This is a genomic window from Pantoea sp. Cy-639, assembly GCF_011752525.1.
Lineage (GTDB): Bacteria > Pseudomonadota > Gammaproteobacteria > Pseudomonadales > Pseudomonadaceae > Aquipseudomonas.
The window spans coordinates 1-24,366 of record NZ_VWXI01000031.1; the positions used below are offsets into that span (position 1 = coordinate 1).

Below are 24,366 nucleotides of genomic sequence, written 5' to 3' on the forward strand. Positions count from 1 at the left end.
GGTGAGCGCGGGAACGGCGGGTGCAGCGGTCATCAGGTACAGCCTTCCTTAGGCAGGGACGCAAGGTCCCGGGTGGTCCGTGAAGGCGAGATGATACTAGGGGGAGGGAGGCTCATCCATCAGGGAAACGTCTGATGGATTTGTAGGATGTATCGGGGAATACCTGATGCTGCGGGGCTGTCAATGCAGGCGGCGAAGCCCGGCGGAACCCTGTAGGAGCCGGCTTCGCCAGCAAGGCTGGCTCCTACAGGGCTGGGGGCCGGGTCAACTGATGAAGATGATCTTCGAAACCAGCTCCGCACTGTTCTTCGCCTGCAGCTTCTTCATCAACCGCGCCCGGTGCACTTCCACTGTGCGATGGGAGATGCCCAACTGCCGGGCCACTTCCTTGCAGGTCAAGCCGTTGACGATATGCAGCGAGATTTCCCGTTCCCGTGCGGTCAACTGCACGGCCGGTGCCGGTTGCCGGTCGAGCCGTTCGAAATGCCAGACCATCAGCTTGAACGGGTCCTCGACGGTCAGGGTGAAACCATGCGCACGGGCCCAGAACACTTCGCCCGTGCGGTGCTGCATGAAGCGCTCGTCGGAATAGAACGCCCCCGGCCCGGTGCGCAGCCAGTGTTCGCTGCGTTCGCCGATGGCCTGGTAATCGGCGTGGGAGGGGTACAGCAGCAGGGTCAGGTTGCCCCGCAGCTCTTCGCGCTCATAGCCGAACAAGCGCACGAACGCCTGGTTGCAATCGAGCATGCGGCGGTGCGCGGTGATCATCTGCGGGGCAGGAGATACCTGGAACGCGATGCGTTCAAGGTCCTGGGCGGGTGGGGTATCGATGGTCATCAGGCGTCCTGCCTCGTTTATCAGGGTCATGCGGCCGTATGACTCACTACTTATACACGTACGTAGTTGCCCCAACTAGCGGGGGATTCAGGCGCTGGCCCATTGTATGAAATACCCGCTTCAAGGACAGAAGAAAATCACCATGTTTCACGATTCCGTATCCATCGTCGCTGCCGCGCACAGTCCTTTTGGTCGCCTGGATGGCCAGAACCTCGAGGACCTGATCGTCCAGGTCACCCGCGATGCGCTCAAGGACGCCGAGATCGACGCCGCCGAAGTCGACGCACTGTTCCTCGGCCACTTCAACTCCGGGCTGGTCGCCGACGGCTTCCCGGCCTCGCTGATGCTCCAGGCCGACCCGCAATTGCGCTTCAAGCCCGCCACCCGTTGCGAAAACGCCTGCGCCTCCGGTTCGGCGGCGATCCAGGCTGGGATCAACGCCATCCGCAGCGGCGCTGCCGAGCTGGTGCTGGTGGTCGGCGCGGAAAAGATGACCGGCAACAGCACGGTCGAGGTGACCCGCGCCCTGGCCGGTGCCGGCTACCAGAACGCCATCGCAGAGGCCGGGCTGAGCTTCGCCCAGCTGTTCGGCCAGGTGGCGCAGCAGTATACCGAGCGCTACCACAGCCCGCTGGCGTCGATGGCGGCGATCGCGGTGAAGAACCACGCCAACGCCATGGCCAACCCCCTGGCGCAGATGCACCGGGAGATGACTTTCGAGCACTGCAACACGGTCTCCCCCGGCAACCCGCAGATCGCGCCGCCACTGCGCCTGACCGACTGTTCGCTGATCAGCGACGGCGCGGCGGCGATCGTGCTGGCCTCGCCCACACGCGCCCGGGCGATGCGCCGGCAGGTGGCGATCCGGGCGATGACCCAGGTCAACGACTTGCTGCCGCTGTCGCAGCGCGACGTGCTGGCCTTCGAGGGCCCGCAGCGGGCGATCCACGGCGCATTGCGCGAAGCCGGCGTGACCTTGGGCGACCTGAGCTTCGCCGAGGTCCACGACTGCTTCACCATCGCCGAGCTGTTGATCTACGAGGCCATGGGCCTGGCCCCCCGCGGCGAGGGCCATCGCGCCCTGGACGACGGTATCGTGCGCCCCGGCGGGCGCCTGCCGGTGAACCTGTCCGGCGGGCTCAAGGCCAAGGGGCACCCGGTGGGGGCCACCGGGGTGTCGATGCATGCCCTGGGTTTCGCCCAGCTCACCGGTCGGCCCATCGGCCTGGGTGTGCCAGGCGCCGAGTTCGGCCTGCTGTTCAACATGGGCGGGATGGCGGTGGCCAACTACGCCAGCGTGCTGCAAGCCGTGAGAGTCTGAAATGAATATCGCCCACTGGCTGCTCGATGCCGCCCAACGCTGGCCGCAGCGGCCGGCGCTGTTCGAAGGCAGCCATCTGGTTGCCGACTACCAGGCATTCGCCGCCCAGGCGCGCAATCGCGCCCTGCAACTGCGGCATGAGCTCGGCATTGCCCCGGGCGACCGGGTAGCGTTGCTGATGAAGAACAGCTGCGCGTACCTCGAACTGTTCTATGCCATCTGGTGGAGCGGGGCGGTGGCGGTGCCGGTCAACAGCAAGCTGCATCCCCTGGAAGCCGCCTGGATCGTCGGCAACGCCGGGGCGCGGCTGGTCTACACCGACGCCGGCTGCACCTTCGATGGCCTGGCGCTGCCAGCAGGCTGTCGTGAACTGGCCGCCCCGGGGCTGGCCGAGCCGACGCCGCTGCCTGGCGACGCGTTGTTGGCGCCGCACCCGCGGCTGGACAGCGACCTGGCCTGGCTGTTCTACACCTCCGGCACCACCGGCCGTTCCAAGGGCGTGATGCTGTCCCACGGCAACCTGGTCGCCATGTCGCTGTGCTATCCGCTGGACGTGGACGCGGCGTCCGCTGACGATGCCGTGGTCTATGCCGCGCCGATGTCCCATGGCGCGGGGCTGTACAACTTCATCCACGTGCGTAGCGGCGCCCGCCATGTGGTGCCGGCATCCCGTGGTTTCCAGGCCGCCGAGCTGTTCGAGCTGGCGCAGACGCTGGAGCGGGTCAGCCTGTTCGCCGCGCCGACCATGGTCACCCGCATGGTCGAGCAGGCCCGGTTGCAGGGCTACGCCGGCGAGGGGATCAAGACCATCGTCTACGGTGGCGGGCCGATGTACCTGGCCGACCTTGACCAGGCACTGGCGGTGTTCGGGCCTCGCCTGGTGCAGATCTACGGCCAGGGCGAGTGTCCGATGAGCATCACCGCGCTGTCGCGCGAGGCCATCGCCGACCGTGGCCAGGCCGACTGGGCTGCCATCGCGGCCTCGGTGGGGCGGGCCCAGGCCTGCGCCGAGATCCGCGTGCTGGACCCGGCAGGCCAGCCGGTGGCCGCTGGCGAGGCCGGCGAGATCGTGGTGCGCGGCGCCGCGGTGATGCAGGGCTACTGGGACAATCCCCAGGCCAGCGCGGCCGCGCTGGTGGATGGCTGGCTGCATACCGGCGACATAGGCTTCCTTGATGAGCGCGGATACCTTACCCTCACCGACCGCTGCAAGGACGTGATCATCTCCGGCGGCAGCAACATCTACCCGCGGGAGGTCGAGGAGGTGCTGATCGAGCACCCCGAGGTGTTCGAGGCCTGCGTGGTAGGGGAGCCCGACGCCCACTGGGGCGAGTCGGTGGTGGCCTTCGTGGTGCCGCGCCCGGCCGGCAACCTCGACGCCCTGGCGCTCAACGACTGGTTCCTGGCGCGCATGGCATCGTTCAAGAAGCCGAAGAAGTACCTGTTTTGCACCGAGCTGCCGAAAAACAGCTACGGCAAGATTCTCAAGACCCGGCTGCGTCAGTGGCTCAAGGATCCCGCAGGATCGCTGAACGACCTCTGAAACGCCGTTTTTCATGGATAGCAACGACCGACAGGAGTCCCCGAATGGGCGTGTCATCTTCCAATACCCTGCGCCAGCGGCGTCGGGCGTTCCTCGGCGCCACCTCGGGCCACTTGATCGAGTGGTACGACTACGGCGTCTATGGCTTTCTGGCCCTGTACATCGGCAAGGCCTTCTTCGTCTCCGACGACCCTACCAGCAGCCTGCTGGCCAGTTTCGCGGCGTTCGCCCTGAGCTTCTTCATCCGTCCTCTGGGCGGGCTGTTCTTCGGCCCGCTGGCTGACAAGATCGGCCGGCGCAAGACGCTGGTGACGGTGCTGGTGCTGATGGCCGGCTCGACCTTCCTGCTGGGGCTGCTGCCCACCTACGCCAGCATCGGCATCGCCGCGCCGGTGATCCTGGTGCTGGTGCGCTGCGTGCAGGGGTTCTCGGCAGGTGGCGAGATCGGCACCATCACCAGCTTCATTTCCGAGTATGCCGGCCCCGGGCGGCGGGGCTTCGCCACCTGCTGGCTGATGGTCACCGCGGTGCTTGGCCTGGTGCTCGGCGGGGTGGTAGCCAACGGCATGACCTGGCTGTTGGGCGCCGAGCTGATGCAGGACTGGGGCTGGCGCATTCCGTTCCTGGTCGCCGGGCCGCTGGGCTTCATCTCGCTGTATATCCGCCTGAAGCTCGAGGACAGCCCGGAGTTCGTGGCCCTGGTCGAGGCCGGGGAGACGTCCAAGGCGCCGCTGCGCGAAGTCTGGCAGTGGAAGCGTGCGATCGCCCTGGTGTTCTTCATCATCACCTTGCACAGCTCGATCTTCTACCTGGTGCTGACGTTCGCCTCGACCTACATGTCCAACACCCTCAAGTTCGACAGCGGCACCACCTTGCTCTACGTGTTCGTCGCCAGCCTGTCGGCGGCGCTGGTGATGCCGTTCGGCGGGGCCTTCACCGACCGCTACGGGCGCAAGCCGTTCCTGATGGTGATCGGTGTGCTGGCGACCTTGGCCATGTACTGGTTCTTCAAGGTCGCGCCCATGGCCACGCCGGCCACGCTGTTCTGGCCGCTGATGGCGGTGGCGATCCTGTTCGGGCTGTATGCATCGTCGACCTATGCGTTGATGAGCGAACTGCTGCCGACACGGATCCGCTCCACCGGGATCGCCGTGGCCTACAACATCCCGGTGGCCGCCTTCGGCGGCAGCGCGCCGCTGATCTCCACCTGGCTGATCAAGGTCACCGGTGATATCTCCGCGCCCTGGTACTTCTATGTCGGCACCGGGGTGGCGTCGCTGATCGCGCTGCTGCTGCTGCGCAAGGAAGACTTCGTGGCCTGTCGCCAGGCTGCGCCCCAGCCGGAGCACTCGGCAGCGTCGCTGCTGGCCAATCCCCAGCTCTGAGTGGCTGGCAGCGGTTGTCCGGGTGGCCCCTGACTGGCGTCAGGCAGCACCCGGACGGTCGTGGCGCTTCAGGCCCCGCTCATTTACCCTGCGCGTTCCCCCGACCTTGCTGGAGTCCCCTGCATGAACACCCCGCGTTTGCGCCAGCCCGTCCCCCAGGACGCCGAGCGCTGCTACCAGATCGAGATCGGCGCCTACGAGGGCGACGAGGCGGCGACCCTGGAGAAGATCCGCACCCGTATCGGGCAATACCCCGAGGGTTTTCTGATCCTCGAGGTCGATGGCCAGGTCATCGGCTTCATCAACAGTGGCTGCGCCCATGAGGTGGTGATGTCCGACGAAGCCTTCAAGGAACTGGTCGGCCACGATCCACAGGCGCCCAACGTGGTGATCATGTCGGTGGTGGTCGATACCGCCTGCCAGGGGCGGGGCTATTCGCGGCTGATGATGGACGCGTTCATCGCGCGGATGCGTGAGTTGGGCAAGCAGAGCATCCACCTGATGTGCAAGGAACAGCATGTCGAGCTGTACCGCCGCATGGGTTATGGCTATGTGCGGCCGTCACCCTCGGCGCATGGCGGCATGGCCTGGCATGAGATGGTCATGGCGCTTTGACAGGCATCGCGCCTGGCGCTACACGCAAACATGTGGCATGCGCCTTGACGTGTGCTCAAGCGGATGTTCATATTCCGCCCTGTTTCAGGTGCCCCATGCCGCCGTGCATGGGGTGAAACGGGAAACCGGTACGTTCGCCCAGGTGAACCAGTCCGGTGCTGCCCCCGCAACGGTATGCGAGTGATGCCTTCGACACGCCACTGTGGCCCGCCGGCCATGGGAAGGTGAAGCCATCCAGCCTCGCGAGCCCGGAGACCGGCCTGAAGCGTTTGGCAAGATCCTGCGGTGGGCGGGCATGGGCCGGTGCTGGCTGGTGCCCGATACCCGCTCGTGCGTGCTTCTGCGAAATTCACTTTTCGAGAAGAGCATGATTGCTGCAACTGATTCCCGACGTTTCCCTTCTCAGACCCAGACTCTGTTGCTGGGCTGCCTGTTCAGCCCGTTGCTGCTGGCTGACGAACACACCCTGACCCTCGACCAGCAGATCGTGTCTGCGCCTTCGGTGGAATCGACCACCGTGGCGGCCATGGCCCAGTACGGCAGCAAGGTCGAGATCGTCAGCCGCGAGCAGATCGAGCGTGCCGGCCCCAGCGCCGATGTCTCCCGGGTCATGCAGATGTTCATCCCGGGCTTCTACGTGGCCCCGAAGAACGGCCCGTTCGACTATGGCACCTACTCGCTGCTGGGCGGGCGCAACGATGACACGCTGATCCTGCTCGACGGCGTGCGCCTGAACAACCGCCTGTATGGCGGCCTGTACCTGGACACCTTGCCAGCCAATGCCATCGAACGCATCGAGGTGCTCAAGGGCGGGCAGAGCCTGCTGTTCGGCACCCAGGCGGTGTCGGGGGTGATCAACATCGTCACCCGTAGTCCGCAAAGCCGCAGTGCGGCGGGGGAGGTCAACCTCGGGCTGGATACCTTCGGTGGCAACAGCGGCGACGCACGGGTCGAGCAGATCGTCAGCAACGGCTTCGGCGACCTGGGCCTGCTGGCCTACGTCAGCCACAACGTCTCCGAGGGCTACCAGCCGTTTCGCAATCGCGACTACAGCGGCAATGTCAGCGACAAGAAGCGCAGCTACGAAGTCACCACCTTCGGTGGCAAGGCAGTCCAGGCGTTCGGCGACGACTCGCGCCTCGAACTGTTCTACCAGTACTCCGACGCCAACCTCGACTTCGCCCGCCCACTGAACAACTACAAGACTACCAACGACCGGGTGCAGCAGATCGCCACGGCGACCTTCGAGCAGCGTGTCAACGAGCGCCTGAGCTACTTCGTCAAGGGCCATGTCAACGACTGGGATACCCGCTATACCCGGATCAACAATGTGCCGGGCGGTGGTCGCAAGGTAATCAACCACAACGACTACTGGGGCTTCACCGACTGGGGCGTGCAGGCCGAGGGCAAGGCCGAGCTGGACGGCGGCCATGTACTGGTGTTCGGCGCCGACAACCAGTGGTTCAAGGGCCAGGACGACGTGATGGTGATCGATGACAACAAGGCCCAGGCCCATGCCCTGTATGCCCAACTGCGACCGAAGATCGAGGCGCTGCCGAACTGGCACCCGAGCCTCGGCGTGCGCCACGAGGCCATGAGCGGGGGCGACAGCGCCACCGTGGGCATGCTCACCTCGCTGTACGACCTTGGCGAGCACTGGCAATTGCGTGGCCAGTACGGCACCGCCTACAAGCTGCCGAACGCCGAGCAGTTGTTCGTCAACGAGCCGGGCGAGGAGCTGGGCAACCGCAACCTCAAGCCCGAGAAGAGCCGCAATGCCGAGCTGGGCGTGGACTACCGCGGCAACTGGTCCGGTCGTGAGCTGCGCGCCAGTGCCACGCTGTTCCGCCGCAAGATCAGCGACCTGATCACCCTCGACGGCATCCAGTGGAGCAATGGCCAGGGCCAGGTGCTGGTGCGCGGTTTCGAGGCCGATGCCAGCCTGCAGCTCGATGATCGCTGGAGCCTGCAGGCGGACATGACCCGCAACCTCACCGAATCGCGCAGCGGCGTGACCCTCAACGATGTGCCGAGCTTCTTCGCCCGCTCGCGTATCGGCTACGAGTCGGTGGATCGCCAGTGGGGCGCCGGCGGCGCGATTCGCTACATTCGCGATGTCACCAGTGCCCAGCGGGTCGACTATGGCCATTACACGGTGGTCGACGCCGATGCCTACCGCTACCTGGACAACGCCCGGCAGCATCGCCTGAGCCTGCTGGTGGAGAACCTGTTCGACCGCGACTATGTCACCAGCCGCGCCAGCAACGTGGACAACCTCGGGCGCCCCTTCACCTCTGAACTGCGCTACACCTACACCTTCTGATGAATGCGCCAAGCACATACCAACGGGTGCTGTTCGTCGGCCCCGGTCTTGGCGCAGGTGCGGCGGCCGAGGCCTTCGGCGCCGAGATTCGCCAGTTGCTGGGGGCGGGCGCGGCCCATGCCATTGTCGATACCCTGGACGGTTTCGATGGGCTGTGGGCCTGCTTGCGGGCGACCTTCGCCGAGGGCGTGACGTGCGTGCTGGTGGTGGATCTGGAGCCGACCTCCGATGGCGCCTATCTGGACTGGCTACGCGACGAACTGGGCCGCCTGGCGCGCGAGCAGGCCCACGCGCCGAAGGTCTGGGTTACGGCGCAGGCCTTGGGGCGGCGTGGCCTGGATGCGCAGGCGGCTTGCGCGAGCATCGGGCAGGCCAGCCGGCACCTGGCCTGCGAGCAGGTCAGCGCCGTAGCCGCCGATCCCGACTGGTCGCGGATCCCCGCGCATGCGCGCCAGGTGTTCCTGTGCACTGGCCCGCGCTGCGTGCGGCGCGGCGCCTTGCCGCTGTGGAAGCAGTTGCGTCGGCAGTTGCTCGAGCGGCAACTGATAGAGACCCCTGGCGGGGTGTTGCTGACGCGTACCGGTTGCCAGTTTCCCTGCAACCTGGGGCCGGTGCTGACGGTCTATCCCGACGCCTGCTGGTACCGGGTGCGCGACGAGGCCGAGGTGCGCCGCCTGGTCGAAGGCCACCTGGCGGGCGGCGAGGTAGTGCCTGGGTTGCTGATCGAAGGTGGCAGGCCCCATGACTAGGCGCTGGGGATTGTGCCTGGCGTTGTGCTGGGCGTTGCCGGCCATGGCCGCCGACTACCTCAACTGCACGCAGTCGTGGCCGCGTCCGCAGACCCCGCCTGAGCGGGTGGTGGCGCTCAACCAGCATGCCGCCGACCTGCTGCTGGCGCTGGGTGTGGGGCCGGCGCTGGTGGGCGTGGCGTACCTCGACGACAACGGCAGCGCCTGGCGCCAGGGCCGTTATGCCGGTGTTCCGGTGATCGCCCGCCAGTACCCCGCCAGCGAGGTGCTGTATGCGCAGCGCCCCGACCTGGTGGTGGGCGGCTTCGCCACGGCATTCGGTTCGGGCATCACCTCGAGAAGCGCCCTGGCTGACCAGGGGGTGGCTTCGTACCTGCTGGAGTCGGGGTGCAACGGCCACAGCCTGGATTTCTTCGCGCATGTGCGCCATGACCTGACCACCCTGGGCGCCATCATGGGCCGCCAGGCGCGGGCCAGCGAACTGATCGCCGCGCTGGACGCCGACCTGGCCCGCGCCCGGGCGCTGGAACTGGAGCGTCCGGGCAAGCCCTTGTCGGTGTTCTATCTGGACAGCGAGGTCCAGGGCCTGGACAGCGAAGGGCGACGCGGCTTCGTCACCACCTTGCTGGCGGCGGCGGGGGCGCGCAATGTGTTCGCCGACATCGATCGCTACCGGGTCACCGCCAGCCGGGAGACCTTGCTGCTGGCCGACCCGGACGTGATCCTGCTGGCCGATGCGGTCTGGTCGCCGGCCAGCCGCAAGCGCCGCCTGCTGACCCAGGACCCGGTGCTCTCGCGCCTGCGCGCGGTGCGCGAGAACCGCCTGATCGACATTCCCTTCACTCACCTGGTGCCGACGCCAGCCAGTGGCCGCGTGGTGCTCGAGCTGGCCAGGCAATTGCGGGCTCTGCCCGTGCCATGAGCTCGGCCGCAGCGGCGATGGTGCCCTGCGGCGCACGGTTCATGACGTGAGCTGCCCGGCCGAGGACAAGGCCGTCACCTTGGCTTGCACGAAAAGTATGGTCATCCATCGTTGTGGGAGGGGCGGTGCGCCGATGCGACTTGCCCCGCGATCTGCCGTAACGCGGCAGCAAAGCCTGAATCCACGGCGTCTTTGATCCTTTTGATATCGGCTACAGGAGCGCTTCGCACTTCATCGCGGGGCAAGCCCGCTTCCACAAAACGTTTCGTGCAGAGCCTTGCGCCGTCAATGCCTTCTGACGCCGCTGCCGTCAGGCCTCGAATTGTTTGTCCAGGGCCGCCTTGAAGCGCCCCAGGGCTGCGCGGAACTCCGCCAGCCGGGGCGTGAAGCGCGCGGTGGGGGCGACCACCGACACCGCGTGTGGCCCCATGAACGTGGGGATCAACAGGCTCATCGCGCTCACTCCCAAGGTGTGTTCTTCGATGTCCACGGCCATGCCACTACGACGGATATCCGGCATTTGCGCCAGCAGTTCCGGCAAGCCGAGGGTATTGGCGGTGAGCTTTTCCAGCGTGTCCGGCAGCCATTCGCGGATGCCCTCGTCACTCAGGGTCGAGAGCAGCACCTTGCCATCACTGGTGGAGTACATGGGCAGCGTATGGCCCAGCGGAATCACCACGCGCAGTTCCTGCTCGCTGATCGCGCGGATGATGACGTTGGTCCGCTTACCACGGATGCACGACAACACCACGGTTTCCCCCAATGCTTCGCCGAGCTGCTCCAGCGATTCCCGGGCCACGGAAATGATGTCGCCGTGGGCATGGTGGATCAGCTGGCCCAGGGCCGGGCCCAGCCGATAGCCGCTGCCCGGCAGGCTTTCCACCAGGCCTTCGGCCTCCAGCGCCCCGATGATGCGCTGCACGGTGGAGCGGGGCAGGTCGGTGGCCTGGGCGATGGCGGCCAGGCTCAGCCCCTGCGGCTGGGCGCCCAGGGCACGCATGATGGCGCTGGAGCGCGCGATGACCTGGATGCCGCCGCTGCGCTGCTCGTCTGCCGCGTTGTCTTTGTCACTGCTCATCACTTTCCTCGAAAACGGCTCTGGCGCCTGTGCCTTGGCGGCTGGGCGAGTGTACAGGTTCATCGCCGGCACGGCAGCGACGGTTTTCTTTTATTGCACTTGCTGTATCATAATGCGGTACACGGTATCGTAATGCGGTACATTAAAGCTCGCTCAATGCTCGTGTCGCCCAGCGCTTTCCCTGGGGGACGGGCCGGCGTCACGTCCAAGGAGAAATGATGATCAGCAGAACCACACAGGGCCTCGGGGCCTTGCTGTCGATGACCCTCGCGCTGTCGGCGTGCAACAAGGCCGAACAACCGGTGGCGGTACAGGCCCCGGAAGTCGGTGTCGTCGAACTCAAGGAGCAGGACCTGCTGCTCAGCAGCGACCTGCCTGGCCGCACCACGGCCTACCGGGTCGCCGAAGTGCGCCCGCAGGTCAGTGGCATCGTGCAAAAGCGCCTGTTCACCGAAGGCACCGTGGTGCGCAAGGGGCAGCAGCTGTACCAGATCGATCCGGCGTTGTACCAAGCAGCCGTGGACAAGGCCGCAGCCAACCGCGACACCGCGCGCAACCTGGCCCAGCGTTACCAGCGCCTGCTGGAAACCAAAGCCATCAGCCGCCAGCAGTTCGACGATGCCCAGGCCAGCTGGAAACAGGCCGAGGCCGAGTTGAAGACCGCCCGCATCAACCTCGAATACACCCGCGTGCTGTCGCCGATCGATGGCCGTATCAGCCGCTCGAATGTCACCGAAGGCGCGCTGGTCAGTGCCGAACAGAGCCAGGAGCTGGCCTCGATCAACCAGCTGGACCCGATCTACGTGGACGTCACCCAGGCCTCCACCGAAATGCTCCGGCTCCGTCGCGAGATGGATGCCGGGCACCTGGCGATGGTCGGCCCCGGCCAGGTCAAGGTCGACCTGACCCTCGAAGACGGCACGCCCTACGCCCAGCCGGGCGCGCTGAAGTTCTCCGAAGTGACGGTCGACCCAACCACCGGCGCGGTCACCCTGCGTGCGCAGTTCCCCAACCCCGACGGCATCCTGATGCCAGGCATGTTCGTCCACGGCGCCCTGGCCGAAGGCGTGCGCCGCAACGCCGTGCTGGTTCCGCAACAAGGCGTGACCCGCGACCTCAAGGGCGAGGCCACGGCCTGGGTGGTGGGCGAAGGCGACAAGGCCGAGCTGCGCCATATCCGCACGTCGCGCACCGTGGGCAACCAGTGGCTGGTGGAGTCCGGCCTGAGCGCCGGCGAGCGGGTGGTCACCGAGGGCGTGCAGCGTGTGCGCCCAGGCATCGCCCTCAAGCCAGTGGCCGCCAGCAACGTCGCACCGCTGCAATCCATTGTCAGCTCGAAGTAACCCAGGCTGTCCCGGCATCGCCGCCACTTTTCGGTAAATTCAAATGGCATCGTTCTTCATCAACAGGCCGATCTTCGCCTGGGTGATCGCTATCGTGATCATGCTCGCCGGGTGCTTCAGCATCATGAAGCTCCCGGTCAACCAATACCCCAACATCGCCGCGCCCGCGGTGAGCATCACCGTCACCTACCCAGGTGCCTCGGCACAGACCGTGCAAGACACCGTGGTGCAGGTCATCGAGCAGCAACTGAACAACCTCGATGGCCTGCGCTACATCTCGTCGGAGGGCAACAGCGATGGCAGCATGACCATCATCGTCACCTTCGACCAGGGGACCGATCCCGACATCGCCCAGGTACAGGTGCAGAACAAGCTGCAACTGGCGACCCCACTGCTGCCTGAGGAAGTGCAGCGCCAGGGGCTGCGCGTGGCCAAGTACCAGATCAACTTCATGCTCATCGTCGGCCTGTATTCCGAGGACGGCAGCATGGACGACTTCGACATCGGCAACTACATCGCCTCCAACCTCAAGGACCCGATCACCCGGGTCAAGGGCGTAGGCGACTTCCAGATGCTCGGAGCGCAGTACGCCATGCGCATCTGGACCGACCCGAAGAAGCTGCTCAGCTACCAGCTGACACCGCAGGACGTGATCAACGCGGTGCGCTCCGAGAACGTCCAGGTGTCCTCGGGCTCGCTGGGCGGCCTGCCGACCCATGAGGGCGTGCAGCTCAACGCCACCGTGCTGGGCATGTCGCGCATGCAGAGCGCCGAGCAGTTCCTCGAAATCCTGCTCAAGGTCAACCCGGACGGTTCACAGGTCCGCCTGAAGGACGTCGCCACCGTCGGCCTGGGGGCCGAGGACTTCTCCATCTCCGGCACCTACAACGGCAAGCCGGCGGCGGCCATCGCCCTGCGCCTGGCCACCGGCGCCAACCTGCTGGACACCGTGCAACGGGTGCGTGACACCGTCGGTGAGCTGGAACCCTACCTGCCGGCTGGGCTGAAGGTGGTCTACCCGTACGACACTTCGCCGGCGGTCGGCGCCTCGATCCACGAGGTGGTCAAGACCTTGTGCGAAGGTATCGTCCTGGTGTTCCTGGTGATGTACCTGTTCATGCAGAACCTGCGGGCCACCTTGATCCCGACCCTGGCGGTGCCCGTGGTACTGCTGGGCACCTTCGGGGTGCTGGCGGCGTTCGGCTTCACCATCAACATTCTGACCATGTTCGGCATGGTCCTGGCCATCGGCTTGCTGGTGGACGACGCCATCGTGGTGGTGGAAAACGTCGAACGGGTCATGATCGAGGACAAGCTGTCACCCAAGGAAGCCACGCGTAAGTCGATGGGGCAGATCCAGGGCGCCCTGGTGGGTATCGCCATGGTGCTGTCGGCGGTGTTCGTGCCGATGGCCTTCTTCGGCGGGGCCACCGGTATCATCTATCGTCAATTCTCCATCACCATCGTCTCGGCCATGGCCCTGTCGGTGCTGGTGGCGATGATCCTCACGCCGGCCTTGTGCGCGACCCTGCTCAAGCCGATCAGCCATGACCACCACGACAAGAAGGGCTTCTTCGGCTGGTTCAACCGTACCTTCGAGCGCAACGCCGATCGCTACAAGCTCGGGGTGCTGGGTATCGCCAAACGCAAGGCGCTGTTCCTGGGCATCTATGGCCTGATCGTGGTGGCGCTGTGCTGGTTGTTCCCGAAGATCCCCACGGCATTCCTGCCGGGTGAAGACCAGGGCACGATGTTCGTCCAGGTGCAGATGCCGACCAACACCAGTGCCGCGCGCACCCAGGTGGTGCTCAACGAGATTCGCGATTACCTGCTGGAGGACGAGGGCGGGCTGATCGAGTCGGCGTACACGGTGAACGGCTTCAACTTCGCCGGTCGCGGGCAGAGCTCGGGCATGTTGTTCGTCGGGCTCAAACCGTGGGAGGCCCGCAGCGGCGAGCACGGCACCGACATCTTCGCGCTTTCCCAGCGTATCCAGGCGCGCGCCTCGCAGATCAAGGACGGCACGGTGATCGCCTTCGTGCCGCCTGCGATCCTCGAGCTGGGCAACGCCATGGGCTTCGACTTCTACCTGCAAGACCGTGTCGGCATGGGCCACGAGAAGCTGATCGCGGCGCGCAACCAGTTCCTGCAACTGGCCGCGAGCGATCCGGTGCTGGCCAACGTGCGTCCCAACGGTATGAGCGACGAGCCGCAGTACCAGATCGTGATCGACAAGGAGAAAGCCCGGGCGTTGCAGGTGAGCATCAGCGACATCAACGACACCATGAGCACCGCGTGGGGCTCGTCCTATGTCAACGACTTCATCGACCGCGGTCGGGTGAAGAAGGTGTACGTACAGGGTGAAATCGGCTCGCGTATCTCGCCGGAAGACTTCGACAAGTGGTACGTGCGCAACGCCAATGGCGAGATGGTCAAGTTCTCGTCCTTCGCCCACGGTTTCTGGACCTATGGCTCGCCCAAGCTCGAGCGCTTCAACGGCGTGCCGGCGGTGGAGATCCAGGGCGAGCCGGCGCCGGGCTACAGCTCGGGTGATGCCATGCAGGCGGTGGCGCGCATCGTCGCCCAGTTGCCTGACGGGGTGGGCCTGCAGTACACCGGCATGTCCTACGAGGAGCGTCTGTCCGGCTCCCAGGCGCCGGCGCTGTATGCCGTCTCGGTGCTGATCGTGTTTCTCTGCCTGGCAGCCCTCTACGAGAGCTGGTCGGTACCGCTGGCAGTGATCATGGTGGTGCCGCTGGGCGTGATCGGCGCGGTGCTGGCGACCCTTGGCCGCGGTCTGGCCAACGACGTGTTCTTCCAGGTCGGCCTGCTGACCACGGTGGGGCTGTCGGCGAAGAACGCCATCCTCATCGTCGAGTTCGCCAAGGCGCTGCACGAGGAGGGCATGCCCCTGCTGCAGGCAGCGGCGGAAGCGGCGCGTCAGCGTCTGCGGCCGATCATCATGACCTCCCTGGCCTTCGTCCTCGGCGTCCTGCCCCTGGCGATCTCCAGCGGGCCGGGGTCGGGCAGCCAGCACTCGATCGGTACCGGCGTGGTCGGCGGCATGCTCACTGCGACCTTCCTGGCAGTGTTCTTCGTGCCGCTGTTCTTCGTGGTCGTCACCCGCCTGTTCAGCCGCAAGGCGCAGCAGGCCACTACCGAGGCACAAGGAGAGCACGCATGAGCCACGGCAATCTGAAAGCGGCCCTGGCACTGGCCATGGGCCTGGTCGGCGGTTGCTCGCTGATCCCCGCGTACGAACGCCCGGCGGCGCCGGTGGCTTCCGAGTGGAAGACGCCGCCCGCCGAGGCGGGCGGTGTCCTGCCCTGGGGCACCTTCTTCCATGACCCGCAACTCAAGGCCCTGATCGGCGACGCCTTGCACAACAACCGCGACCTGCGGGTGTCGCTGCTCAACATCGAGAAGGCGCGGGCGCAGTACCGCATCAGCCGCGCCGACCTGCTGCCGTCGATCGATGCCACGGTCTCCGGCAGCAGCCAGCGCACGCCGGCGGACTTGTCCGCGGACGGGCGCAGTGGCACCGGCCATCGCTATGATGCCGGCGTCGGCTTCGCCTCCTATGAACTGGACTTCTTCGGTCGCGTGCGCAGCCTCAACGAACAGGCGCTGGAAGCCTACCTGCAGACCGTCGAGGCGCAGCGCAGCACGCAGATCGCCCTGGTGGCGGAAGTGGCCAACGCCTACTACCAGTTGCAGGCCGACATGCAGTTGCTGGCGCTGAGCAAGCAGACCCTGGACAGCCAGCAGCAGAGCTACCTGACCACCCGCAGCAGCTACCAGGAGGATGTGGCCACCGAGCTGGACCTGAGCCAGGCCGAGAGCACCGTGCGCTCGGCGCAGGCCAGCGAGGCCAAGTACCAGCGCCTGGTGGAGCAGGACCGCAATGCCTTGGTGCTGCTGGTGGGCAAGCCGCTTTCGGCGGAGCAGCTGGCTGCTGCCGCGCCGGCGACGATGGCCCTGGACGCCGCGTTGCCGGCCGGGCTGCCCTCGCAGGTGCTGACCCAGCGCCCGGACATTCTCGCGGCGGAACATGCGCTCAAGGCGGCCAACGCGAATATCGGCGCCGCGCGCGCGGCGTTCTTCCCGAGCATCAGCCTGACCGCTTCGGCGGGCTCGGCCAGCCGCCAGCTCGGCGACTTGTTCGCGGGCGGGCAGGGGGCCTGGAGCTTCGTGCCGTCGATCAACGTGCCGATCTTCAACTGGGGGCGCAACCAGGCCAACCTCGACGTGGCCAAGGTGCAGACCTCGATCGAGGTGGCCAACTACCAGAAGGCGATCCAGGTGGCCTTCCAGGAGGTCTCCGACGGCCTGGCCGCACGCCGTGAGCTGGAGCGCCAGGTCACCGCCCAGGCCCTGCTGGTCAAGGCCAACAGCCGTAGCCATGCCTTGGCCGAGCAGCGCTATGAAACCGGTGTCGACACCTATCTGAACAGCCTGGATGCGCAACGCAACCTGTTTGCCTCGCAGCAGGAGCTGGTGAGCACCCAACTGGCGCGCAGCCAGAACCTGATCGCGTTGTACAAGGCCTTGGGTGGAGGTAGCCAGTGAGGCCGCGGCACTGGGCGGGAGCAGGGCGATGAGGCGCTGCAAGGCCGAAGTCGAGCAGACGCGCCAGCGCCTGCTCGACGCTGCGGAGCGGGTGTTCAGCGATCGCGGCTACGCGATCGCCAGGCTGGAGGACATCGCCGATGTCGCCGGCCTGACCCGCGGCTCCATCTACTGGCACTACGAGGGCAAGCCGGAGCTGCTCGAGGCGGTGATCGAGCGGGCCTGGTTCCCCTGGGACCAGTTGCCGCTCGAACGGGGCGGGGCGCAGGCGCTGCCAGGCATCGAGGAGATGGCGACGATGCTCGGCGACGGGGTCCAGCGTACCTTGAGCGTGCCGCATCTGCGGCGCAGTGCCGCGATCCTGCTGCAAGGGCACGAGCTGCGCCATGTGAGCGGACGGGTGCAGGCTCGCCTGCAAGGAATGCAGCAACGCATTCGCCACTATGTGGCACAGGTCATCGAGCAAGCTTGCGCCGGGCGCCTGCCAGGCGCCGAGCGCGATGCCCAGGCCAGGGCCGTCGGGGTGTTCATGTTCGGTGCGCTCAGCGAAGCTCTGCTGCTGGGTTTGCCGGGCGAGCAGTATCCGATCGGGCGGGAGGTCGAGCGCTTCATCCTGGCCTTGCTCGCGCCGGCCACGGCGGGAGGCTAGGCCATGGCCATCGACCTGTTGCATTGCATGCAGGCGTTCGTTCGCGTTGCCGAGAGCGGCAGCTTCTGTCGCGCGGCGCAGGCGCTGGAGATCTCTTCGCCAACCGTTTCGCGGCAAGTCGCCGCGTTGGAGGAGCAACTGCGCGCGCGTCTGCTGCAGCGCACCACCCGCTCGCTGGCGCTGACCGAGGCCGGGCAACGCTACCTGGCACGCTGCAAGGCGATCTTCGCCGACCTCGAAACGGCCGCAAGCGAGGCTGCCAGCGCCCAGTCCCAGGCGGTTGGCTGCCTGCGCCTGCACACGATCACCGAGTTTGGCCTGGAACACCTCATGCCGCTGGTGGGGAACTATCTCGAACAGCACCCGCAGGTCACCATCGACCTGTCGTTGACGGAACAGACACCGGCGCTGCTGGAGGACGGGCTGGATGTGCTGGTCACCTTGTCGCTGGGCCTGCCGGATTCGGAGTTCGTCGCCCAGCGGCTGGGGCAGATCCACAGCGTGCTGTGTGCCGCGCCGGCCTACCTGGCGCGGCATGGGGTGCCGACCCGGCCGGCTCAGTTGCACGAGCACCGTTGCATCATGCTGGCCGACCCGCTGTATCCGCAGGGCTGGTATTTCGGCCGGGAGACGATCTTCAGGTTCCAGAACGTGCTGCGGGTCAACCAGCCGGAAGCGGCCTGCCAGGCTGCCTCCGGCGGCATGGGTATCTGCCTGCTGCCCAGTTTCGTCGCCGCCAAGGCGCTGAGCGAGGGGCGCCTGCTGCGGCTGTTGCCCGAGCAAGAGCTGCACCCGCGCGAAGTGTATGCGCTGTATTCGTCGCGGCGCTTCCTGGATGCCAAGATCCGCACCTGGGTCGAGCACCTCAAGGCACACCTGCCACGGGCATTCGAGCGTGACCGGATCGTCCTGGCGGACCCGCGCTACTGGGCGGCTCAGGGCCTGAGGGCTTCGTGAGCCAGGACGTTGCGGGTGGTGGTCTGGTAGTGGTGGGTCAGCAGCGCGCAGGCCTGCTCGACATCGCGGGCCAGCGCCGCCTCGAGCAGCGCCCGGTGCTCGCCGGGCACGTCGCGCGCGGCGCTGTCGGGGTAGCTGACTGACAGCAGCCGATAGCGCGCGGTCTGGTCGCGCAGCAGCCGCGACAGGCGCAGCAGCCAGGGCGAGCGACAGTTGGCGAGCAAGGCCTGGTGGAAGGCCTCGTGGGCCTGCTCCCGGTCCGCCTTCATCAGGCGCTCCGGCCCTTCGACGATGGCCAGGCGGTCGAGGCGGTGGTGGGCGGCGATCAGCTGGCTTTCCCACTCCAGGTCGCCGTTGCCGATCGAGTCGGCCAGGGCCTGGCACTCGATGAGCAGGCGGTCGCCGGGCGACATGTGGGCGGATAGTCGTCGCCCGGGTTGAGCCTGGTGCCTCAGCAGGAAGCGTTGGCGGCGTACTCCTCGGCGATTGCCTGCAGCCCGGCAAGGGCGAAACTGTGCAGGTGCTGGACGATGGTCGCCTGGGGCATGTGCAGGATCTCGCGTAGCGGGCCCGGTATGCCGCGGGTGCTGATGACCAGCATCAGGCAAGGAGCGACTACATTGAGCAGGCAGCGGGTGAGCGCCGGATCGTCGAGCGGGATCGCGGTGATGTCGCTCAGCAGCCGGGTGATCACTGCGACCTTCGGCAACAGTTCGTCCTTGAACAGGGCGTGCAGGTGCGAAGTGGGGGTCATCAGTTCCTGGGCCAGGACCTTGATGTGCCAGCCCTCGGGGTTGCCCACGGCCTGGTGGACCAGTTGCTCGATCAGCAGGCGCAGCTTCTGCGCGGCGGGTATGGGGCTGCCGGCCAGGCGCTGCAGCTCCTCGAGGCTGACCAGGCGGCGGTGGGCGTCTGCCAGCACTGCTTCGTACAGGCCGCTGCGGCTGCCGAAGTGGTAGTTGATCGAGGCTTGGTCGGCACTGGCAGCAGCGGCGATCGCCTTGCTGGTGGTCTCTGCATACCCGCTGGCGGCGAACAGCTGGCCGGCGGCGTCGAGGATGCGGGCGCGGGTGACTTCGCCATCGGTGCGCAGGCCGCGTGGGGCTTTGGTCATCAAGAGGCCTAGAGGTCAATGCGGATGGGTTGATTCTCCTTCGAACCAAAATCCAATTCAATTCATGTTCCGAGCCCGTGAACGTTCGCATCAACAACATTCCACATCGCGCCCGCCTCGAGGCCATGACCGGGTCATCCCATGGCGAAGTCGAAATCCATAGTTGAACCGGGACGTCCGAACGTGTGGTGTTTGTGTGGCAGGCGGGGCTCGGACATCGGCAAGCGTCACCTTGGGTTGTAGGTCTTTTGCTTCAGGGCAGGTAGGAGAAACATAGCGATACTGTATATGTATCCAGTATTTGCTGGCCTTTCTCCAAATCATCCCCGGCAACGCCGAAAAGGGCCCCGTGGACACAAAATCCAGCTCCGTTAACGTGAAGGCCTCTCCTTCGGAAAGGGAGAGTTCTCAAATCAAATGGAGCAATAACGATGAACAAACCACAAACCCAGAACCCACTGCGTCATGGCCGTATCACCACTCCAGCTTCCCGCGGCGCCGTCGCCATCGACCTCGGTGTACTGAGCGGCTGGCAGGTCGACGAGATGGAGGGTGGCAAGAACTTCCCGGCCCTGGGGGCCGGCCCGTTCCCCGCACCTTTCCAGACCGACAACCCCAGCGTCGCGCCACCTGCCGATGGCTACATCCTCAGCGGCGGCAAGACCGACGCCCGTGATTGCGTGAACTTCACCGACGAAGAAATGAGCAAGAAGCTCAACCGCGCCTTCACCTGGCCGCTGATCAACGTCGATGCCGGGCAAGTGTTCAAGGTGACCTGGAAGTACACCGCGCCGCACACCACCCGCGGCTACCGCTGGCTGATCACCAAGGATGGCTGGGACCCGAAGCAGCGCATCAGCCGTGCGCAACTGGAGGCGCAACCCTTCGCCGAGGATTTCTATCCGCAGGTGCCGTACTACAGCCATGCCGGCGAATTGAAGGCCAAGGTCGAACACGAGGTGAAGCTGCCGGCCAGCAAGAAGGGGCGTCACGTGATCGTGCTGATGTGGATCGTGGCCAACACTGGCAACGCCTTCTACCAGGCCTTCGATGTCGACTTCAAATAGGTCGGCGTGTCCTCCCTACGTTCTGAAGGATTAGAACATGGCAAACATTGACTTCACCCAGCACAAGGCAGCGCAGGTCGACGCCGCGTCGCAGATGCCGAGCCTGGCCGGCAAGCAGATCCTCATGGGCTACTGGCACAACTGGCCGGCCGGTCCGGCCGATGGCTACCAGCGTGGCCAATTCGCCAACATGAGCCTGGAGGAGGTGCCGCGGGACTACAACGTGGTAGCCGTGGCGTTCATGAAAGGCAGCGGGATCCCGACGTTCAAGCCGTACAACCTGTCCGACGCCGAGTTCCGTCGCCAGGTGGGCGTGCTCAACAGCCAGGGCCGGGCGGTGCTGATGTCCCTGGGCGGCGCCGATGCGCATATCGCGCTGAATCCGGGGCACGAACAGCCACTGGCCAACGAAATCATCCGTCTGGTGGAAACCTATGGTTTCGACGGGCTGGACATCGATCTTGAGCAGAGCGCGATTGATTTCGCCAGCAACAAGACCGTGCTGCCGGCCGCCTTGAAACGGGTCAAGGATCACTACGCCGCCGAAGGCAAGCATTTCATCATCAGCATGGCGCCGGAGTTCCCTTACCTGACCAGCGCCGGGCGCTACGTCGACTACCTGAAGGCACTGGAGGGCTACTACGACTTCATCGCGCCGCAGTTCTACAACCAGGGCGGCGACGGAGTGTGGGTGCCGGAGGCCAACAACGGCAACGGTGCATGGATCGCGCAGAACAACGATGCGCTGAAGGAGGACTTCCTGTTCTACCTAAGCGAAAGCCTGGCCACGGGCTCGCGGGGCTTCACCCGGATCGCGGCCGACAAGCTGGTCATCGGCCTGCCGGCGAACGTCGACGCCGCCGCCACTGGCTACGTGATCGATGCCAAGGCGGTGAGCAACGCGTTCAAGCGGCTGCAGGCCAAGGGTTTGCCGATCAAGGGGTTGATGACCTGGTCGGTGAACTGGGACAGCGGGGTCAACAAGGACCGCGTGCCGTACAACCAGGAATTCAGTCGGCGCTACGGGACGTTGATCCATGGCGCCAGGGCGGGCGGGCAAACCAGCGACAGCTCAGCCCGTTGACCGACCGCCAGCGCTAGGCCAAGACGACATCCGGCAGACGTGCCGGGTGTCCGACACGAGGGTCCTGGTCGAGTCGCTGGAGAGGGCGTGAAAAATCCGATGCCGGGAGGTGTCGGATTTTTTGCGTTGTGGGGGGGGCGGGGGCTAGGGATGCTCCGAACAAGCCACCAGACATTCGTCCCCTGATCGCAGGTAGCGTCGGTTCAGCCGGTTTTTCAGCCGCGCATTACACAAAAGATGCTTCTGGTTTTTCTGCATCACAGACGCACCTCTCCCGTCACGCGCAATAGTTGCCGCCGGGCTATCCACAGATTCGATAACGCAAAGAGCATGGACAGTTGCGCCGCGTTCTTGGTCAACCAGCAGAAACGAGTTTTCACGTAACCGAACTGCCGCTTGATGACCCGGAACGGGTATTCGACCTTGGCCCTTTCCTGAGCTGTGCCCCTTCCAAACCAGTGTCTGGCCTTGTGCAGTGCGCTGCGCTTACTCAATTTTCGATCTGTGCTCACTTGATCGGAGAACCCTTATCTTGACTTGAATTAATCAGGGCGCGACCTATGCTCTATGCGGAGATAAGCAATAGGTATGGAATGGTAGTGCAGTGAAGTTGACAGATTACGATCTGTATTTCTGGAAGTTATAGTCATATACATGGAGTTCAAAATGGATGAGCATTTGGTTTACCTGAAGAAAACTTTTGAGTCTCATCACCCTGAGTGGGCTAAGCGTCTGGGTGGAGCTAAGTCTCAGGCTGAAGTTGAGGCAATACAGCACGAACTTCGTCAGGGGTTGCTAGAAAAGCTAGCAAGGATAACAGGGAAGTCCGTTCAAGAGTTGGATGAGGTTGATAAGACATCCGCTCAGGTGCTTAAGCCAGCGCAACTCAGTAGCCTGACTAGTGCTAGGGGCGGGGAAATTAAAGCCCAGATTCATGCGCTCCTCGATACTAACCAGCGCCTGTCAAAAATGGAAAATGAAGACTCGAGCTATGTGGCGGCAACCATGTTGTTTGGGGGTATTACAGCGCTAGGGCCAGTTGCTGCCGCCGCATTTAATAGCTCTATCGTGGAAGGTGCGATGGTGTCAGCAGCCGCTCTAGTCGGGGTCGAAGCAGCGACTGTTGCTGCTGTTTGCACGATTGCCGCTCTTGTTGTTGTTCTCATAGTTATTCCTATACTGTATTTCATGGAGAAGCCTGCTAACTGTGTTGCTTTTCTAATCAATAAGCTTAGCGGTGATGAGGATCAGACAATTACTTACAAGGGGCAGTATAATGTTCACGGCAAGCCGCAAGTTGTAACTGATAATATCTCGGGAGGGGTGTTGGGTTATTTTGGTGGCGGGTTTATTATGTCAAAAAAGCGCGATAACGCTCTGGTGGGATGTCAGTATGGCGTGGTCTATAGTGTTAACAAGGGGCCTGATCTAGCATTTGGCATGGATTGTCCATTGACAGGTGCGCAAGGGTGGAACAATTGCTATTGCGACTTCGATATCTCTGCACAAACCGCTGCCGAAAAGACAGATGCTTTTGATAGGCTTGAGTACACGGCATCCAAAGGTAATATTGATCTGGCGATTAGGTGTAACGATAAAGGCGGCGATACTGCATATTACATAGCTACGGTATCTCCTCACGCATAAAATTACTTGTTGTTAGGGGTCGCTCAAAACAACACAGGTCAGACAAACTGTGCTGATTTGAGCGGCCCCTTTAGTTTGGTCGTTAGGGTAAGTTTCAGTCGTTCAGGGGCAGCGCGTAATGATCGCGTGTGGCGCAGTATGTCACCTATGGAGGCCGGGGTTTGAATAAGTGTGAAAATAAGGTGTGAGGCGTGCTTGAATTTAAGTCGTTTGTGATAGTAGTAAGTGGTTACTTATAAGTTGGGTGATCGGTGCTTTTGACGCTTTTTGGAGGTGGGCTATAGTAGGGCTTGCAAGATGGCTTGCCTAATTTTATCAGGGAGAGAAAAATGTCAGTCCAAGGCGCGGCTCTTACTAGTAATGACTTTAATAGTATTATTGATGATATGGCTTCTCAGTTCAAAAGTGATCGACGGCTTCAAAGCTATAGTGCGGAGTCGCAGAGGTTGAATAAGCTTTATGAAAGCTTGGAGCCAGTTTCGCTAGCGGTCGGATATGTTTCCGATGGTGGTGATAGTCAAGTTGTTGATAGCTTTGTCGGTGACTGTAAAGCGAATTTGAATTCCGAAAGTGCTGGCTTTCATAGTAGAACCTCTGATTATACTAAGGCATTAGAAGCCTCCCGTAATCAAGATGAATTTAGCAAAATGATTGATGAGATGGCTGATGAAGCCAAAAGGAAGACTGCTGCAACGATTGATCATTGGCGCGACCAGGCTAAGGAACTTTGTAAGAAAAACCCAGAAGCTGCCCATGGAATTATCTTTGCCTTCCAGAGCCTGTGCTCATTGGCTAACAAGGTGTTTAGTGCAATCATTGATTTTTTTGGCTCGATAATACGAAGTGTTGTCAACTGGTTGGTTAATGCTTGGACCTCTATTAAGAATTTTTTCTCTGATGTCTCGCACTTGATATCAGGCTGGTTCTAATGCGTAGAACCTGCTCTCGCTTGCCTTGTTTGAGAGCAGGTTTTCCATATCTTTCGGTGTTGTATCAATTTTTAGTGATGATTGTCTTTCGATGTGTTATGGCGGTATGAATCGCCCCTGGTTTCCTAGACACTCTCCAAGCTAAGAAAATAGCGTTTCTCATACTCTACTGGCGACAGCTGCATAGCACTGCTGTGTCGGCGTTTGGGGTTATAGAACATCTCGATGTAATCG

The 24,366-nt window shown here is 63.8% G+C and carries 20 protein-coding genes, 2 pseudogenes and 1 riboswitch; of the genes and pseudogenes, 16 read left to right on the plus strand and 6 right to left on the minus strand.

The annotated features are described in order from the left end of the window. Positions 1-264: 264 nt before the first annotated feature. Entirely contained in the window at positions 265-837 is a 573-nt protein-coding gene (locus F3J43_RS23275) for a LuxR C-terminal-related transcriptional regulator (RefSeq protein ID WP_166892822.1), read from the minus strand. Positions 838-979: 142 nt separating this feature from the next. On the opposite strand from F3J43_RS23275, the gene F3J43_RS23280 reads away from it, so the two are divergent. The 7 genes from F3J43_RS23280 (at position 980) to F3J43_RS23310 (ending at position 9,695) form a co-directional block, all read left to right on the plus strand. Next, positions 980-2,158: an acetyl-CoA acetyltransferase gene (locus F3J43_RS23280; RefSeq protein WP_166892825.1), complete on the plus strand. Its 1,179-nt coding sequence runs from the start codon at positions 980-982 to the stop codon at positions 2,156-2,158. Between the two features lies 1 nt (position 2,159). Then, on the plus strand, positions 2,160-3,701 hold the full coding sequence (locus F3J43_RS23285) for a class I adenylate-forming enzyme family protein (RefSeq protein ID WP_166892828.1): 1,542 nt from the start codon (positions 2,160-2,162) through the stop codon (positions 3,699-3,701). A 44-nt stretch (positions 3,702-3,745) separates the two neighbouring features. Beyond that, the gene (locus F3J43_RS23290; RefSeq protein ID WP_166892831.1) at positions 3,746-5,086 is read left to right on the plus strand and encodes an MFS transporter; all 1,341 of its coding nucleotides are present in this window, start codon (positions 3,746-3,748) and stop codon (positions 5,084-5,086) included. Positions 5,087-5,209: 123 nt separating this feature from the next. Continuing rightward, the gene (locus F3J43_RS23295; protein ID WP_166892835.1) at positions 5,210-5,701 is read left to right on the plus strand and encodes a GNAT family N-acetyltransferase; all 492 of its coding nucleotides are present in this window, start codon (positions 5,210-5,212) and stop codon (positions 5,699-5,701) included. Positions 5,702-5,770: 69 nt separating this feature from the next. Continuing rightward, positions 5,771-5,979: riboswitch (cobalamin riboswitch) on the plus strand. 89 nt (positions 5,980-6,068) lie between these two features. After that, complete coding sequence (locus F3J43_RS23300; protein WP_166892838.1) at positions 6,069-8,024, plus strand: TonB-dependent receptor plug domain-containing protein; 1,956 nt, start codon at positions 6,069-6,071, stop codon at positions 8,022-8,024. Continuing rightward, positions 8,024-8,773: a (2Fe-2S) ferredoxin domain-containing protein gene (locus F3J43_RS23305; protein WP_166892841.1), complete on the plus strand. Its 750-nt coding sequence runs from the start codon at positions 8,024-8,026 to the stop codon at positions 8,771-8,773. The genes F3J43_RS23300 and F3J43_RS23305 overlap by 1 nt, the downstream gene beginning before the upstream one ends. Next, positions 8,766-9,695 carry an ABC transporter substrate-binding protein gene (locus tag F3J43_RS23310; protein ID WP_166892844.1) on the plus strand — a complete coding sequence of 310 codons (930 nt, stop codon included), beginning with the start codon at positions 8,766-8,768 and terminating at the stop codon, positions 9,693-9,695. Before F3J43_RS23305 ends, F3J43_RS23310 begins: the two co-directional genes overlap by 8 nt. A gap of 310 nt (positions 9,696-10,005) precedes the next feature. Here F3J43_RS23310 and F3J43_RS23315 read toward each other — a convergent pair whose 3' ends face one another. Beyond that, complete coding sequence (locus F3J43_RS23315; protein WP_166892847.1) at positions 10,006-10,773, minus strand: IclR family transcriptional regulator; 768 nt, start codon at positions 10,771-10,773, stop codon at positions 10,006-10,008. A 218-nt stretch (positions 10,774-10,991) separates the two neighbouring features. Between F3J43_RS23315 and F3J43_RS23320 the strand changes: the two genes are divergently transcribed. The 5 genes from F3J43_RS23320 to F3J43_RS23340 are packed head-to-tail and all read left to right on the plus strand — an operon-like array spanning position 10,992 to position 18,291. Continuing rightward, positions 10,992-12,116 carry an efflux RND transporter periplasmic adaptor subunit gene (locus F3J43_RS23320; RefSeq protein WP_205298062.1) on the plus strand — a complete coding sequence of 375 codons (1,125 nt, stop codon included), beginning with the start codon at positions 10,992-10,994 and terminating at the stop codon, positions 12,114-12,116. A 43-nt stretch (positions 12,117-12,159) separates the two neighbouring features. Further along, positions 12,160-15,300: an efflux RND transporter permease subunit gene (locus F3J43_RS23325; RefSeq protein ID WP_166892854.1), complete on the plus strand. Its 3,141-nt coding sequence runs from the start codon at positions 12,160-12,162 to the stop codon at positions 15,298-15,300. Further along, complete coding sequence (locus tag F3J43_RS23330) at positions 15,297-16,685, plus strand: efflux transporter outer membrane subunit (protein WP_166892858.1); 1,389 nt, start codon at positions 15,297-15,299, stop codon at positions 16,683-16,685. Before F3J43_RS23325 ends, F3J43_RS23330 begins: the two co-directional genes overlap by 4 nt. A gap of 28 nt (positions 16,686-16,713) precedes the next feature. After that, positions 16,714-17,334 carry a TetR/AcrR family transcriptional regulator gene (locus F3J43_RS23335; protein ID WP_166892862.1) on the plus strand — a complete coding sequence of 207 codons (621 nt, stop codon included), beginning with the start codon at positions 16,714-16,716 and terminating at the stop codon, positions 17,332-17,334. Positions 17,335-17,337: 3 nt separating this feature from the next. Then, entirely contained in the window at positions 17,338-18,291 is a 954-nt protein-coding gene (locus F3J43_RS23340) for a LysR family transcriptional regulator (protein ID WP_205298063.1), read from the plus strand. Here the strand turns inward: F3J43_RS23340 and F3J43_RS23345 are convergent. Both F3J43_RS23345 and F3J43_RS23350 read right to left on the minus strand, forming a co-directional pair. Beyond that, entirely contained in the window at positions 18,270-18,704 is a 435-nt protein-coding gene (locus F3J43_RS23345; protein WP_166892865.1) for an FCD domain-containing protein, read from the minus strand. The two genes, F3J43_RS23340 and F3J43_RS23345, sit on opposite strands and share 22 nt — an antisense overlap. Positions 18,705-18,742: 38 nt before the next feature. After that, a complete protein-coding gene (locus tag F3J43_RS23350; RefSeq protein ID WP_166892868.1) occupies positions 18,743-19,405 on the minus strand; it encodes a TetR/AcrR family transcriptional regulator in 663 nt (220 codons plus the stop codon). 431 nt (positions 19,406-19,836) lie between these two features. Here F3J43_RS23350 and F3J43_RS23355 point away from each other — a divergent pair, with 431 nt between their 5' ends. Together F3J43_RS23355 and F3J43_RS23360 are read left to right on the plus strand one after the other, a co-directional pair. Further along, on the plus strand, positions 19,837-20,472 hold the full coding sequence (locus F3J43_RS23355; protein WP_166892871.1) for a lytic polysaccharide monooxygenase auxiliary activity family 9 protein: 636 nt from the start codon (positions 19,837-19,839) through the stop codon (positions 20,470-20,472). Between the two features lie 37 nt (positions 20,473-20,509). Continuing rightward, positions 20,510-21,514 (plus strand): annotated as a pseudogene (locus tag F3J43_RS23360) (chitinase); the annotation flags it as partial. Between the two features lie 299 nt (positions 21,515-21,813). Here F3J43_RS23360 and F3J43_RS23365 read toward each other — a convergent pair. Beyond that, positions 21,814-22,065: pseudogene (locus F3J43_RS23365) on the minus strand (transposase); the annotation flags it as partial. Between the two features lie 157 nt (positions 22,066-22,222). Between F3J43_RS23365 and F3J43_RS23370 the strand changes: the two are divergent. Both F3J43_RS23370 and F3J43_RS23375 read left to right on the plus strand, forming a co-directional pair. Beyond that, positions 22,223-23,203, plus strand: a complete 981-nt coding sequence (locus F3J43_RS23370; RefSeq protein WP_166892878.1) for a hypothetical protein — start codon at positions 22,223-22,225, stop codon at positions 23,201-23,203. Between the two features lie 329 nt (positions 23,204-23,532). Then, entirely contained in the window at positions 23,533-24,132 is a 600-nt protein-coding gene (locus F3J43_RS23375; protein WP_166892881.1) for a hypothetical protein, read from the plus strand. A 125-nt stretch (positions 24,133-24,257) separates the two neighbouring features. Here the strand turns inward: F3J43_RS23375 and F3J43_RS23380 are convergent. After that, positions 24,258-24,366 (minus strand): IS3 family transposase (locus F3J43_RS23380; protein WP_135192744.1); only part of this gene is annotated, 109 nt, incomplete at its 5' end.

Bases quoted from the DNA above. Each gene is read 5' to 3' on its own strand.
- F3J43_RS23275 (WP_166892822.1), bottom strand. From the start codon at position 837: ATGACCATCGATACCCCACCCGCCCAGGACCTTGAACGCATCGCGTTC.
- F3J43_RS23280 (WP_166892825.1), top strand. From the start codon at position 980: ATGTTTCACGATTCCGTATCCATCGTCGCTGCCGCGCACAGTCCTTTT.
- F3J43_RS23285 (WP_166892828.1), top strand. From the start codon at position 2,160: ATGAATATCGCCCACTGGCTGCTCGATGCCGCCCAACGCTGGCCGCAG.
- F3J43_RS23290 (WP_166892831.1), top strand. From the start codon at position 3,746: ATGGGCGTGTCATCTTCCAATACCCTGCGCCAGCGGCGTCGGGCGTTC.
- F3J43_RS23295 (WP_166892835.1), top strand. From the start codon at position 5,210: ATGAACACCCCGCGTTTGCGCCAGCCCGTCCCCCAGGACGCCGAGCGC.
- F3J43_RS23300 (WP_166892838.1), top strand. From the start codon at position 6,069: ATGATTGCTGCAACTGATTCCCGACGTTTCCCTTCTCAGACCCAGACT.
- F3J43_RS23305 (WP_166892841.1), top strand. From the start codon at position 8,024: ATGAATGCGCCAAGCACATACCAACGGGTGCTGTTCGTCGGCCCCGGT.
- F3J43_RS23310 (WP_166892844.1), top strand. From the start codon at position 8,766: ATGACTAGGCGCTGGGGATTGTGCCTGGCGTTGTGCTGGGCGTTGCCG.
- F3J43_RS23315 (WP_166892847.1), bottom strand. From the start codon at position 10,773: ATGAGCAGTGACAAAGACAACGCGGCAGACGAGCAGCGCAGCGGCGGC.
- F3J43_RS23320 (WP_205298062.1), top strand. From the start codon at position 10,992: ATGATCAGCAGAACCACACAGGGCCTCGGGGCCTTGCTGTCGATGACC.
- F3J43_RS23325 (WP_166892854.1), top strand. From the start codon at position 12,160: ATGGCATCGTTCTTCATCAACAGGCCGATCTTCGCCTGGGTGATCGCT.
- F3J43_RS23330 (WP_166892858.1), top strand. From the start codon at position 15,297: ATGAGCCACGGCAATCTGAAAGCGGCCCTGGCACTGGCCATGGGCCTG.
- F3J43_RS23335 (WP_166892862.1), top strand. From the start codon at position 16,714: ATGAGGCGCTGCAAGGCCGAAGTCGAGCAGACGCGCCAGCGCCTGCTC.
- F3J43_RS23340 (WP_205298063.1), top strand. From the start codon at position 17,338: ATGGCCATCGACCTGTTGCATTGCATGCAGGCGTTCGTTCGCGTTGCC.
- F3J43_RS23345 (WP_166892865.1), bottom strand. From the start codon at position 18,704: ATGTCGCCCGGCGACCGCCTGCTCATCGAGTGCCAGGCCCTGGCCGAC.
- F3J43_RS23350 (WP_166892868.1), bottom strand. From the start codon at position 19,405: ATGACCAAAGCCCCACGCGGCCTGCGCACCGATGGCGAAGTCACCCGC.
- F3J43_RS23355 (WP_166892871.1), top strand. From the start codon at position 19,837: ATGAACAAACCACAAACCCAGAACCCACTGCGTCATGGCCGTATCACC.
- F3J43_RS23370 (WP_166892878.1), top strand. From the start codon at position 22,223: ATGGATGAGCATTTGGTTTACCTGAAGAAAACTTTTGAGTCTCATCAC.
- F3J43_RS23375 (WP_166892881.1), top strand. From the start codon at position 23,533: ATGTCAGTCCAAGGCGCGGCTCTTACTAGTAATGACTTTAATAGTATT.